The 12,506-nt window shown below is 64.5% G+C and carries 9 protein-coding genes; 2 read left to right on the top strand and 7 right to left on the bottom strand.

All coding sequences use genetic code 11. The annotated features are described in order from the left end of the window. Window positions 1–27: 27 nt before the first annotated feature. Window positions 28–1,020 (bottom strand): flagellar motor protein MotA, encoded by a 993-nt coding sequence (locus QA643_RS35415; RefSeq protein WP_283030279.1) that lies wholly within the window; start codon window positions 1,018–1,020, stop codon window positions 28–30. Window positions 1,021–1,815: 795 nt separating this feature from the next. Here QA643_RS35415 and QA643_RS35410 point away from each other — a divergent pair. After that, window positions 1,816–3,027 (top strand): efflux RND transporter periplasmic adaptor subunit, encoded by a 1,212-nt coding sequence (locus QA643_RS35410; RefSeq protein WP_283030278.1) that lies wholly within the window; start codon window positions 1,816–1,818, stop codon window positions 3,025–3,027. A gap of 8 nt (window positions 3,028–3,035) precedes the next feature. Then, window positions 3,036–6,194, top strand: a complete 3,159-nt coding sequence (locus QA643_RS35405; RefSeq protein ID WP_283030277.1) for a multidrug efflux RND transporter permease subunit — start codon at window positions 3,036–3,038, stop codon at window positions 6,192–6,194. 114 nt (window positions 6,195–6,308) lie between these two features. Here the strand turns inward: QA643_RS35405 and QA643_RS35400 are convergent, their stop codons facing one another. From QA643_RS35400 to QA643_RS35375, 6 genes are all read right to left on the bottom strand, one after another. Then, complete coding sequence (locus tag QA643_RS35400) at window positions 6,309–7,100, bottom strand: inositol monophosphatase family protein (RefSeq protein WP_283030276.1); 792 nt, start codon at window positions 7,098–7,100, stop codon at window positions 6,309–6,311. A 44-nt stretch (window positions 7,101–7,144) separates the two neighbouring features. Continuing rightward, on the bottom strand, window positions 7,145–8,293 hold the full coding sequence (locus QA643_RS35395; protein WP_283030275.1) for a tetratricopeptide repeat protein: 1,149 nt from the start codon (window positions 8,291–8,293) through the stop codon (window positions 7,145–7,147). A gap of 8 nt (window positions 8,294–8,301) precedes the next feature. After that, window positions 8,302–8,997, bottom strand: a complete 696-nt coding sequence (locus QA643_RS35390) for a thiamine phosphate synthase (RefSeq protein WP_283030274.1) — start codon at window positions 8,995–8,997, stop codon at window positions 8,302–8,304. Between the two features lie 2 nt (window positions 8,998–8,999). Continuing rightward, window positions 9,000–10,025 carry a class I fructose-bisphosphate aldolase gene (locus QA643_RS35385; protein WP_283030273.1) on the bottom strand — a complete coding sequence of 342 codons (1,026 nt, stop codon included), beginning with the start codon at window positions 10,023–10,025 and terminating at the stop codon, window positions 9,000–9,002. 159 nt (window positions 10,026–10,184) lie between these two features. After that, the gene (gene fba / locus QA643_RS35380; protein WP_283030272.1) at window positions 10,185–11,252 is read right to left on the bottom strand and encodes a class II fructose-bisphosphate aldolase; all 1,068 of its coding nucleotides are present in this window, start codon (window positions 11,250–11,252) and stop codon (window positions 10,185–10,187) included. A gap of 50 nt (window positions 11,253–11,302) precedes the next feature. Then, window positions 11,303–12,499 carry a phosphoglycerate kinase gene (locus QA643_RS35375; RefSeq protein WP_283030271.1) on the bottom strand — a complete coding sequence of 399 codons (1,197 nt, stop codon included), beginning with the start codon at window positions 12,497–12,499 and terminating at the stop codon, window positions 11,303–11,305. Window positions 12,500–12,506 lie beyond the last annotated feature (7 nt).

The raw sequence follows: 12,506 nt of genomic DNA, 5'->3' as shown, positions 1-12,506 counted from the left end.
CGCGTCCGGGACATGAACATTTGCCCCTCAGCTCTTCTCGGGCTGCTTGGCGATCCGCTCCAGGAGTTTCTTGATCTCGCGGTTCTGCTCGCCCTGGCCGTCGGCCCATTCGCGGATCATCTGCTGCTCGGTGCGCATATGGGCGACCAGGCCCTGGATGGCTTCGGCGAGATTGGCCATTGCCGCCGTGGTACTGCGGCTGCCGCCGCCCTCTTCGACCACCGCGCGGATGCGCTCCATCGCATGCTGGAGTTCGCCGCCCATGCCGGACCCATCGCCGTATTCACGGACCGTGGAGGCGAGCCAATCTTCGAGATCGGTATAGAAGCGGTTCTGCGCCTGGCTCGACTGCAGGTCGAGGAAGCCGAGGATCAGCGAACCGGCGAGGCCGAACAGCGAGGACGAGAACGAAATGCCCATGCCGCCGAGCGGCGCCGCCAGCCCCTCTTTCAGTGTATCGAACACGGATGCGGCATCGCCGCCGACCTTCAGGCCGTCGATCACCTTGCCGACGGAACCGACCGTCTCGATCAGGCCCCAGAAGGTGCCGAGCAGGCCGAGAAAGACGAGCAGGCCGGTCATATAGCGGGAAATGTCGCGGGCCTCGTCCAGCCGCGTCGCGATCGAATCCAGCAAATGCCGCATGGTCTGCTGCGAGATCGTCATCCGTCCCGCCCGCTCGCCGCCGAGAATCGCCGCCATCGGCGCCAGCAGCTTCGGACGCCGGTCGATCGCCAAACCGGGGTCGGCGATCCGGAAATTGTTGACCCAGGACACTTCGGGATAGAGCCGGATTACCTGCCGGAACGACAGGATGATGCCGATCAAGAGCACCCCGCCGATCAGGGCATTGAGGCCGGGATTGGCAAAGAACGCCAGGATGATCTGCTTGTAGAGCACGACCGTGATCAGCGCGCATAGCACCAGGAACACCAGCATCCGCACCAGGAAAATCCGGGGTGAGGACAGTTTGCTCAGTTCGATCTCCATGTCGGAGCGGGAGGAGGGGCCTGAGGGCATTTGCGGGTGTCATCCGTTACGAAAGGCCGCGCTGGCGGCCAATATGGCACAGCGGGCCGGATAAAAAAGCTGGCAAGCCGCCATTTCGGGCAGACCACGCGGAAACCTCGTCCCGAAACCCGGCTTTGACATCAACGTATTTGGGAACTGTTCGATGTCCAACCGGGATTTTTCATGACGGCGTCGCGGGCCGCCGGTCGGATGCCTTGACTGAAGAAATGGTTAACGCCGGGCGGTCCGATTCTGGGAGGCGGCGCCCGCTCCATCGTGTATCAGGCCGCGACAGGCCAAATGTTATGGCGTCGAGGCACGTATGTCGCGACGTGATGGCGACGGCAGCGCATGACGGATTGCGATGCTGGCAAATTCCCGTTCGCAACCGTCGAGCCGAGCGGCATTAAACGAATTGCCGATCCCTTTGGATTGCGAGCCGCCTCGGATCGGCCGCGCCCTGAAGGCAACCGGTTAGATCCGGATTAACCGAATCATGCCCGTCGATGCAGCAACGCGCATCTTCTGCATCTGAATGCAGCCAAACGACGCGTTCCAACCGTTCATTTTTCGGTTCCGCCGCGGAACGTGCGATGGAACCGCCTCACAATCGAGTGAGTCCTCCGAAATCAGCGCAAATTCAGCGCGATAGCGTCGTGTGACATTGGGCCGCCGCGCCAACTATTGCATCGCAGCAGGCTCAACCTATCCTCTCTGCCATCAACCGTGAGTTCCAAGATTCTCTACGACAACGTCGCGAGTGCTCAATTCGCGCTTCAAACCTGAACTGGGGCAATGCTTTCAATGTCCGGACTACCAACGCGATCGGCATGCATCGTTTTGATGTTGGCGGCGATGGCGCCGCTATTGGCTGGCTGCAACGAACCGCACGCGGCAAGCGCAACCGCCGCTGCCAAACCGCCGGAACCCGAAGTCGGCACCTTCACCGTACGTTCGCAGTCGCGTGCCCTCGTTCGTGAACTGCCGGGGCGTATTGCGCCCACGCGGGTTTCCGAGGTCCGCGCCCGCGTGTCGGGCATCATCGTGGAGCGCTTGTTCCAGCAAGGCACCGAAGTGAAGGCTGGCGATCCGCTCTACAGGATTGATCCGAAGCCGTTTGAGGTGGAACTGCAGGCCAGCGAAGCTGCGCTCGACAAGGCGGTGGCTGCACTTGATCTGGCGACCCAACATGCGAAGCGCATAGCGACGCTGACCAGCCAGCGCGCGGCGCCGGAGGTGGAGAACGAGAAGGCCATCGCTGCGCAGCGCCAGGCGGAGGCCGAAGTCGGCGCCCGTAAGGCCGAGGTCGCGCGCGCCAAGCTCAACCTCGATTATGCGACGATCCGCGCGCCGATCAGCGGCGTGGTCGGCGCCGCGCTGGTGAGCGAAGGCGCGCTGGTGGTGCAGAATGAGACCACCAGCCTCGCCACCATCCAGCAACTCGACCCGATCTACGCCGACTTCACCCAGTCGGTTTCCGAGATGCACAAGCTGCGCCGCGCCTTCGACAGCGGCGATCTCGACCGGATTGCGCCTGATACTGCCAAGGTCCGCCTCGTGCTCGACGACGGCACGGTCTATCCGATTTCCGGCAGGCTGCTATTCTCGGAAGCCAAAGTGGACGCCTATACCGGGCAGGTCACGCTGCGCGGCCAGTTCCCGAATCCGAACCGCGAGCTGCTTCCCGGCATGTATGTCCGCGTGCTGATCGAGCAGGGCATCGATTCCGACGCCATCGCGGTGCCGCAGCAGGCGATCCAGCGCGACGCGGGCGGCGGCAGCGAAGTCTTCGTCGTCAAGGATGACGGCCGTATCGCGACGCAGCCGGTCCGCACCGGCGCGGTGCAGGACGGCCTCTGGCTGGTCAGCGAAGGCCTGAAGGACGGCGACCGTATCGTGGTCGACGGGTTCCAGAAATTCGTTCCCGGTGACAAGGTCAAGGCGAAGGCGTGGATCGACGCGGATGCCTCGGTTGGTTCGGTATCGAGTGCGCCGGCGACCCAGGCCGCCCGCTGAGCTGATCGATGCCTAGCTTCTTCATCGACAGGCCGATCTTCGCCTGGGTCGTCGCGCTTTTCATCTGCCTGATCGGCGCGATCTCGATCCCGCTGCTCGCGGTCGCGCAATATCCGATCATCGCGCCGCCCTCGATCTCGATCTCGACCAGCTATCCCGGCGCGTCGCCGGAAAACCTCTATAACAGCGTCACGCGGCTGATCGAGGAGGAGCTCAACGGCGCCAACGGCATCCTCAATTTCGAATCGACCTCCGACTCGCTGGGGCAGGTCGAAATCATCGCCAATTTCGTGCCCGGCACCGAGACCGGCGCGGCGTCGGTGGAGGTGCAGAACCGTATCAAGCGCGTCGAGGCGCGGCTGCCGCGCGCCGTGATCCAGCAGGGCATCCTGATCGAGGAAGCATCCAGCGCGGTGCTGCAGATCATCACGCTGAACTCGACCGACGGCTCGCTCGACGAAATCGGGCTCGGCGATTTCATGATCCGCAACGTGCTCGGCGAGATCAGGCGTATTCCCGGCGTCGGCCGCGCCACGCTGTATTCGACCGAACGCTCGCTCAGGATCTGGGTCGATCCGGCAAAGCTGGTCGGCTACGGCCTCACCGCCGACGACGTCAACAAGGCGATCACGGCGCAGAACGCGCAGGTCGCCTCGGGCAGCGTCGGCGCCGAGCCGAGCACGCCGGAGCAGAAGATTTCTGCCCTCGTGCTGGTCAAGGGCCAGCTCTCCTCGCCGGAGGAATTCGGCGCGATCACGCTGCGCGCCAACGCTGACGGCTCCACGGTGCGGCTGCGCGACGTCGCGCGCATCGAGATCGGCGGCCTCAGCTACCAGTTCAATACGCGGCTGAACGGCAAGCCGACGGCGGGCCTTTCGGTGCTGCTGTCGCCGACCGGCAACGCGCTCGCGACCGCCAGCGCCGTCGAAGCCAAGATGACGGAACTGTCGAAGTTCTTTCCGGCCAACATCTCCTACGACATCCCCTACAACATCACGCCCGTCGTCAAGGCCTCGATCAACAAGGTGCTGATGACGCTGGTGGAAGCGGTAGTGTTGGTCTTCATCGTGATGTTCCTGTTCCTGCAGAACATCCGCTACACCATCATCCCGACCATTGTGGTGCCGGTGGCGCTGCTCGGTACCTGCGCGACGCTGATGGCCGCCGGCTATTCGATCAACATGCTGACCATGTTCGGCATGGTGCTGGCGGTCGGCATCCTCGTCGACGACGCCATCGTCGTGGTCGAGAACGTCGAGCGCATCATGGCCGAAGAGGGTCTGCCGCCGAAGGAGGCGACCCGCAAGGCGATGTCGCAGATCACCAGCGCCATCATTGGCATCACGCTGGTCTTGATGGCGGTGTTCGTGCCGATGGCGTTCTTCCCGGGATCGGTCGGCATCATCTACCGCCAGTTCTCGGTCACCATGGTTTCCGCGATCGCCTTCTCCGCCTTGATGGCGCTGTCGCTGACGCCGGCGCTGTGCGCGACGCTGCTCAAGCCGGTCGAGGCCGGTCACGGCCACGCACGCAAGGGCGTGTTCGGCTGGTTCAACCGCGTGCTGGAGAGCGGCCGCGGCGGCTATACGCGCACCGTCAAGGGCTCGCTGAAGCGCACCGGACGCTTGATGCTGATCTACGCCGTGCTGCTGATCGGCCTCGGCTGGGCGTTCGTCCGCCTGCCGGGCGGCTTCCTGCCGGTCGACGACCAGGGCTTTATCACCACCGACGTACAGACGCCGTCCGACTCGTCCTATGCCCGCACCGAGGCCGCAGTCGAGCAGGTCGAGAAATACCTGCGCGAGCGCCAGGGCGTCGAGGACGTCACGTTCCTCACCGGTTTCAGCTTCCTCGGCCAGGGCATGAACACCGCGCAGGCCTTCATCACGCTGAAAGACTGGAAGGAGCGCGGGCCGAAGGATTCCGCCGCCGCGATCGTCGCCGACATCAACCGCGATCTGTCGTCGATCCGCGACGCCCGGATTTCGGCGCTGCAGCCGCCGCCGATCGACAATCTCGGCAATTCTAGCGGCTTCTCGTTCCGCCTGCAGGACCGCGGCCAGAAGGGCTATCCGGCGCTGGTCGCCGCCGCCGACCGGCTGATCGCCGAAGCCAATGCCAGCCCGGTGCTGCAGAAGGTCTATGTCGAGGGCCTGCCGCCGGCGCCGCAGGTCAATCTGTTGATCGACCGCGAGAAGGCGGGCGCCTTCGGCGTCACCTTCGAGGACATCAACCAGACCATTTCGACCAATCTCGGCTCGAACTACATCAACGACTTCCCGAACCGCGGGCGGATGCAGCGCGTCATCGTCCAGGCGGATCGCACCAGCCGCATGAACGCGGACGACATTCTCAATTACAACGTCAAGAACAGCCGCGGCCAATTGGTGCCGTTCTCGGCCTTCGCCACCGTGCAGTGGCAGAGGGGCCCGACGCAAATCGCGGGCTTCAACTACTATCCCGCCGTGCGCATTTCGGGCGAAGCCAAGCCTGGCTTCACCTCAGGCAACGCCATTGCGGAAATGGAGCGGCTCGCGAATAAGCTGCCGCGCGGCTTCGGCTATGAATGGACCGGGCAATCGCTGCAGGAGAAGCTGTCGGGCTCGCAGGCGCCGTTCCTGCTCGGCCTCTCGGTGCTGGTGGTGTTTTTGCTGCTCGCCGCGCTCTATGAGAGCTGGACCATCCCGCTCGCGGTGCTCTTGACGGTGCCGCTCGGCGTCTGCGGCGCGGTGGTCGCCGCGACCATGCGCGGCCTGCCGAACGACGTCTATTTCACCGTCGGCCTGATCACCATCATCGGCCTTGCCGCTAAGGATGCCATCCTCATCATCGAGTTCGCCAAGGATCTGCGCGCCCAGGGCAAGCCGCTGCTGGAAGCGACCCTCGAGGCTTGCTCGCTTCGTTTCCGCCCAATCCTGATGACAGGTTTGGCCTTCGTCTGCGGCGTGCTGCCGATGGCCATCGCGACCGGCGCGGGCGGCGCCAGCCAGCAGGCGCTCGGCACCAGCGTCATGGGCGGCATGATCGCCGTGGTGATCTTGGCGCTCTTGATGGTGCCGGTGTTCTTCGTCTCCGTGCAGCGCGTGCTGGCGGGCGACCGGGAGAAGGTGGCCGAGCAGGCCGCTGTGAGCGAGCCGCATGGGCCGCCGGCACCGGCCAAGTCCTGACTTGTCATGCCCCGCGAAGGCGGGGCATCCAGTACGCCGTGACAGTCGATGTTGGCCGCGGCGTACCGGATCATCCGCCTTCGCGGATGACGACAGCGGAGCGAGTGGCGCGAGCTACCCCAGCGGCTTCAATATCCGCACCAATTCCCCATGCACGAACTCATTCCCGCACACCACGTGGCCGGTCGACAGTGCATCATCCTTGCCGCCGATATCCGAAATCGTGCCGCCGGCCTCGCGCACCATGATCTGGCCCGCGGCGATGTCCCAAGGCGACAAATTGCGTTCCCAGTAGCCGTCGATGCGGCCGGCGGCGACGAAGGCAAGGTCGAGGGAGGCGGCGCCGAAGCGGCGGAAGCCGGCGACCTTGTTTTGCAGGGCTGCCATTTCCTTCAATGCCAATTGATGGTCGCCGCGGCCGATATGCGGTAGGCCGCAGGCGACGACGCATTCATCGAGCCGGCGGCGGCCGGCGACGCGCAGGCGCTGGTCGTTGAGGAACGCGCCCTTGCCGCGCTCGGCGATATAGAGCTCGTCATTGGCGGGGTTGTAGATCACGCCGGCAATGACGGTGTCTTCCCGCCGCAAACCGATCGAGATCGCGAATTGCGGGATGCCGTGCAGGAAGTTGGTGGTGCCGTCCAAGGGATCGACGATCCAGGTGTGGGTCTTGTCGGCGCCTTCGCGCGTGCCGCCTTCCTCGCCGATGAAGCCGTAGCCCGGCCGCGCCTTGGCGAGATCTTCATAGAGCATTTCCTCGGCGCGCTTGTCGGCCTTGCTGACGAAGTTCGCCGGGCCCTTCAGCGACACCTGCAGGTGCTCGATCTCGCCGAGGTCGCGCTTGAGGCTGCGGCCGGCGCGGCGCGCGGCCTTCACCATGACATTGATAAGGGCGGAGTGGAGCATGAGGGGGAGCCGCTTATGGCGTGAGAGGGAACGGCCTGATGCCGTCAGGGTTTAGCGACTGGGTGCCCTGCTGACGTGCCGCCGTCAAGGCGTGATTTGCTGGTGGCGGCGCCGGTCCATCGCTCCGCCGCCTCCTGCACCTTGGCGCGATCCGCGGGGGGCAGTTCCGCAAGCATCTCGTCCAGCTTGGGGTCGCCCTTGCCGGCACTCTTGGCGACGAGATGCCATTTGAAGCCCTCGATCTTGTCCACCGATGTGCCTGCACCGTAGACCAACACCCAGGCCAGCCGATTTTGCGCGATCGCGTTGTTTTGCCGGGCAGCTTTGCGCAAGAGCGCGACGGCGGCCGGCTGGTTCTTCGGCGTACCGGTGCCGTTGAACAGCGCGATGGCATATTCGACCTCGGCATCGACATTGTCGGCCAGCGCCGCCGCCTGCAAGAGCCGCACGGCCCGTTCGAGGTCCTTCGGCACGCCGGTGCCTTCCTTGTAGAAGGTGGCGAGCGCGTATTGTGCCTCGGCGTTACCGGCGTCCGCCGCGACACGCAGCAGTTCGGCGGCACGCCCGAGATCCTGCGGCAGCGTGTTGCCGTCGAGATAGAGCAGCGCCAGATTATAGGCCGCCTTCGGGTTGCCGAGCTTGGCCGAGGAGGCGAGCAGCTTGACGGCCTGCTCGCGATTGCTGTTTCCGCCACGTCCGGATAGTCGCATCATCGCGAGCGCGAACATGCCCTCGCGGTCGCCGGCATCGGCGGCGCGCTGATACCACTCCGCAGCCTTCGGATAGTTGCGCTTGACGCCGAGCCCGTTGGCGTAGAGCTCGCCCAGCATCGTCATCGCCTTGGGGTCGGAGTTATACTGCGCGCGCGTGGTGGCGAGATCGAACGCCGTCTTGTACATGCCGCGCTGATAGGCGCCGTAGACGAGATCGACGTTCGGGTCCTCGAACGCCGCCGAGGGCGAGGGGGAGGGCGTCGGCGTCGCCGCCGGTCGTGGCGCGGCGGCCGGTTGCTTCGGCGCTGCTGTGTGCTGCTTCGCGGCGGGCGAGGCCTTCGGCTTCGGCGCTTCCTTTTTCGCCGCCGGCGGGGCGGCTGGCGGCTGCGCGGCCGGTGGCGTAAGCGAGACCTGCGCGGAGGCGGCAGACATCGTCATCAAGAGGCCCGCAAGGAGCGATGTGGGACGCAGCAGCTTCATCTCCGGCGTTATCCGTGCCCGGCCATGTCAGAGCTGTCTTTGGCTTTTTCGAACGCGGTTTCGTGCGCTTTGCGAATCGCCTCTGCGGCCTCGATCAGCGCCGCCTTTGCGCCGCGCGGATCGACCCAGATGAAATCGCCGACCAGGACGAAATCAGCGCCGGCAGCGGCAAATTCAGCAGCCTCCTCGCACGTGACGGCAAAGCCGACGCAGGGCGGCTCGAACAGCTCATCCCACCATTGCAGGCGCTCGGCGATCGCTTCCATCGAGGGGCGCTGGCCTTTCGCGTCCGGCTCGCCGAACAGCACATAATCGGCGCCGGCTTCGCCCGCCGTCATCGAATCGTGCCGCGTAGCAAGGCCGCCGATGCCGGCAATGCGGTCCGGCTTCAGCGACGGCCAGGCATCTTCCAGCGCGGCTAGCCCGGTCAGGTGCGCGCCATCGGCACCGGCGCGCGCCACCAGCTCGGCGTGACCGTCGAGCAGCAGCGCCGCGCCGGCGTTCTGGACCGCAGGCGCCAGCGCTTTCGCGCGGGTGATCATGCTGCGCGGGTCGGCCTGTTTCAGCCGCACCAGCACGGCCGCGACGTCGGCCGCTGCGAGCAGCTCCGGAAGCCCGGACACGAGGTGCGACGGATCGTCCACCTCGGGCGTCGCGAGATAGAGGCGCGGCGCCGGGCGCGACGGAGCAGGTTTATTGGCCAAGTTCAGGCGACCTTCTTTTCCAGGCCGGTTTCCCACTCGCCCTTGCTTGCCAGCGCATTCATCTTCGCACGATGCGTGAATGCGCGCTGGCCCGCAGCGACGTTCTCAGCCTTGCCGGACCACGCCTTTTGCGGCGCCGCCTGCAGCGCGCGGCCATAGGAGAAAGTGAGCTTCCAGGGCAGGCCGCCAATCTTGTTCATGGCATCCAGATGCGCGGTCGCTTCCTCGTCGGATTGCCCGCCGGAAAGGAAGGCGATGCCCGGCACGGCCGCGGGCACGCAGGCCTTCAGCATCCGCACAGTCTTTTCCGCGACTTCGCTGACGGACGCCTGCTTCGCGCACTTCTTGCCTGAGATGGCCATGTTGGGCTTCAGCACCATGCCTTCGAGCTCGACGCGCTGCACGCGCAATTCCTGGAACGTCTTGTTCAGCACGCGCTGGGTCACGTCATAGCAGCGGTCGATGTCGTGATCGCCGTCCATCAAGACTTCCGGCTCGACGATCGGCACGATCTGCGCCGCCTGGCACAGCGCGGCATAGCGCGCCAGCGCATGCGCATTGACGCTGATCGCGGTCATGCTGGGAATGCCGCTGCCGATATCGATCACCGCGCGCCATTTGGCGAAGCGTGCGCCGCGCTCGTAATATTTCTTCAAGCGCTCGGCGAGCTTGTCGAGGCCGACAGTGACGAGTTCGCCCGGGCATTGCGGCAGCGCCTGCGTGCCCTCGTCGACCTTGATGCCGGGAATCGCGCCGGCCTGTTCGATCAGCTTGACCAGCGGCGTGCCGTCTTTCGCATTCTGCCAGATCGTCTCGTCGTAAAGGATCACCCCCGAGACATACTTGCTCATCGCCTCGGTGGAACGGAACAGCATCTCGCGATAGTCGCGGCGGTTCTCCTCGGTGGATTCGACCTTGATGGCGTCGAAACGCTTCTTGATCGTGCCTGAGGATTCGTCGGCGGCGAGAATGCCCTTGCCTGGGGTGACCATGGCGAGGGCAACCTTGTTGAGGTCAGCAAGATTCATGGGAACGTTCTCCGGAAACATCATGCCCTTGCAAACCAAAATAGGCGGTTCTCGGGCAAATGCCTAGAAATCGTTCGTCGCACCTTGGGTGTTTGCAGGGCGCCTGTTCGGGCGGCTTGTCAGGGCCGTCCTATCAGGCTGTCCTATCGGGCTGTCCCGTCAGGCTGTCCTGGGATCGAGCTCACCCTTGGCATACCGCTTGGCCATTTCGGCGGTGGTCAGCACCTTCTTGATCTTGCTGGCCTGGCCTGCGGTATTGAATTCCTGCAGCCGCTGCTTGCACAGCTTGGTCATGGCCTCCATCGCGGGCTTCAGGTATTTGCGCGGATCGAACTCTTCCGGATTGTCCTTCAGCACTTTCCGGATCTGACCGGTCATCGCCATGCGGTTGTCGGTGTCGATGTTGATCTTACGGACGCCGTTCTTAATGCCGCGCTGGATCTCCGCAACCGGCACGCCCCAGGTCGGCTTCATCTTGCCGCCATTGGCGTTGATGATCTCCTGCAGTTCCTGCGGCACCGAGGAGGAGCCGTGCATCACCAGATGCGTGTTCGGCAGCTTGCGATGGATCTCCTCGATCACGTTCATGGCGAGGATGTCGCCGTCCGGCTTGCGGGTGAACTTGTAGGCGCCGTGCGAGGTGCCCATCGCGATCGCGAGCGCGTCGACCTTGGTCTCCTTGACGAACTTCACGGCTTCGTCGGGATTGGTCAGCAGCTGGTCGTGTGACAGTTTTCCCTCGGCGCCATGGCCGTCTTCCTTGTCGCCCATGCCGGTCTCGAGCGACCCGAGCACGCCGAGTTCGCCTTCCACCGAGATGCCGCCGAGGTGCGCCATGTCGGTGACAGTCCGGGTCACGCCGACATTGTAGTCCCAGTCGCCAGGGGTCTTGCCGTCCGCCTTCAGCGAGCCGTCCATCATGACAGAGGTAAAGCCGGCCTGGATCGCGGTCATGCAGGTGGCGGGCTCGTTGCCGTGATCGAGATGCACGCAGACCGGGATCTGCGGATAGATTTCGGTGACGGCATCCATCATGTGCTTGAGCATCACGTCATTGGCGTAGGAGCGGGCGCCGCGCGAAGCCTGGATGATGACGGGCGCGTCGACGGCGGAGGCGGCCTCCATGATCGAGAGCGCCTGCTCCATGTTGTTGATGTTGAACGCCGGCACACCGTAATCGTGCTCTGCCGCATGATCGAGCAGTTGACGCAAGGTAATGCGAGCCATTCAAATTCTCCTGTATTTGCCGCGCTGTTGGCGCCCCATTAAGTCTTGATCTAACGTGATTTGAGAACTTCCACACCGGGCAGGGGTTTGCCTTCCATCCATTCGAGGAAGGCGCCGCCGGCCGTCGAAACATATGAGAAATCGTCGGCCACGCCGGCCTGGTTCAGCGCCGCGACGGTGTCGCCGCCGCCGGCAACCGAGATCAGCTTCTTCGCCTTGGTCCGCTCCGCGGCATGCTTGGCCGCGACCACCGTGCCGCGATCGAACGGCGTCATTTCGAAGGCGCCGAGCGGGCCGTTCCAGACCAGCGTCGCCGCGTCGTCAATCGCCGCGTGAATCCGCGCAATCGATTGCGGGCCGACGTCGAGGATCATGCCGTCGGCCGGAATGGCGTCGAGACCATAGGCGTGCGATGGCGAGTTGGCCGCGAAGTGATAGGCGACCACGGCATCGACGGGCAGGATGATGGCGCAGTTCGCGGCATTGGCTTTTTCCACGATGCGCAGCGCGGTCGCGGCGAGGTCCTTCTCGGCCAGCGACTTGCCGACATTGACGCCCTGCGCATGCAGGAAGGTGTTGGCCATGCCGCCGCCGATCACCAGCGCGTCGACTTTCGTCACCAGGTTTTCCAACAGGTCGATCTTGGTCGAGACTTTTGCGCCGCCGATGATCGCGATGACCGGCTTGGTCGGCGCTTCCAGCGCCTTCTCCAGCGCATTGAGCTCGGCCTGCATGGTGCGGCCGGCATAGGCCGGCAGCTTGTGGCCGAGGCCCTCGGTGGACGCATGCGCGCGGTGCGCGGCCGAGAACGCGTCGTTGACCCAGATGTCGCCGAGTTTTGCAAGTTCGCCGACGAAGGCAGGATCGTTCTTTTCTTCTTCCTTGTGGAAGCGGGTGTTCTCCAGGCAGAGGATGTCGCCGTCCTTCATCGCGCCAACGGCTTTGGCCGCAGCCTCGCCGATGCAGTCGTCGGCGAAAGCGACCGGCTTCTTGACGACCTTCGAAAGCGCGTCAGCGACGGGCTTGAGCGAATCCTTGGCGTCGCGGCCCTTCGGCCGGCCGAAATGGGCGAGCAGGATGACCTTGCCGCCCTTGCCGGAAATTTCGCTGATGGTCGGCGCGACGCGCTCGAGCCGGGTCGCGTCGGTGACGCGGCCGTTTTCCATGGGTACGTTGAGGTCGACGCGCAGCAGCACGCGCTTGCCCTTCACGTCAACGTCATCGAGGGTGCGGAATGATTTTGTCATGGCGGGT

Origin of the sequence: Bradyrhizobium sp. CB3481 (genome assembly GCF_029714305.1) — a bacterium.
Lineage (GTDB): Bacteria > Pseudomonadota > Alphaproteobacteria > Rhizobiales > Xanthobacteraceae > Bradyrhizobium.
The sequence above is the reverse complement of the archived record's forward strand: the minus strand, read 5'-3'. Positions and strand labels throughout refer to the sequence as shown.

Excerpts from the sequence above, each read along its gene's own strand:
- QA643_RS35415 (WP_283030279.1), bottom strand. The coding sequence starts at position 1,020 with ATGCCCTCAGGCCCCTCCTCCCGCTCCGACATGGAGATCGAACTGAGC.
- QA643_RS35410 (WP_283030278.1), top strand. The coding sequence starts at position 1,816 with ATGTCCGGACTACCAACGCGATCGGCATGCATCGTTTTGATGTTGGCG.
- QA643_RS35405 (WP_283030277.1), top strand. The coding sequence starts at position 3,036 with ATGCCTAGCTTCTTCATCGACAGGCCGATCTTCGCCTGGGTCGTCGCG.
- QA643_RS35400 (WP_283030276.1), bottom strand. The coding sequence starts at position 7,100 with ATGCTCCACTCCGCCCTTATCAATGTCATGGTGAAGGCCGCGCGCCGC.
- QA643_RS35395 (WP_283030275.1), bottom strand. The coding sequence starts at position 8,293 with ATGAAGCTGCTGCGTCCCACATCGCTCCTTGCGGGCCTCTTGATGACG.
- QA643_RS35385 (WP_283030273.1), bottom strand. The coding sequence starts at position 10,025 with ATGAATCTTGCTGACCTCAACAAGGTTGCCCTCGCCATGGTCACCCCA.
- fba (WP_283030272.1), bottom strand. The coding sequence starts at position 11,252 with ATGGCTCGCATTACCTTGCGTCAACTGCTCGATCATGCGGCAGAGCAC.
- QA643_RS35375 (WP_283030271.1), bottom strand. The coding sequence starts at position 12,499 with ATGACAAAATCATTCCGCACCCTCGATGACGTTGACGTGAAGGGCAAG.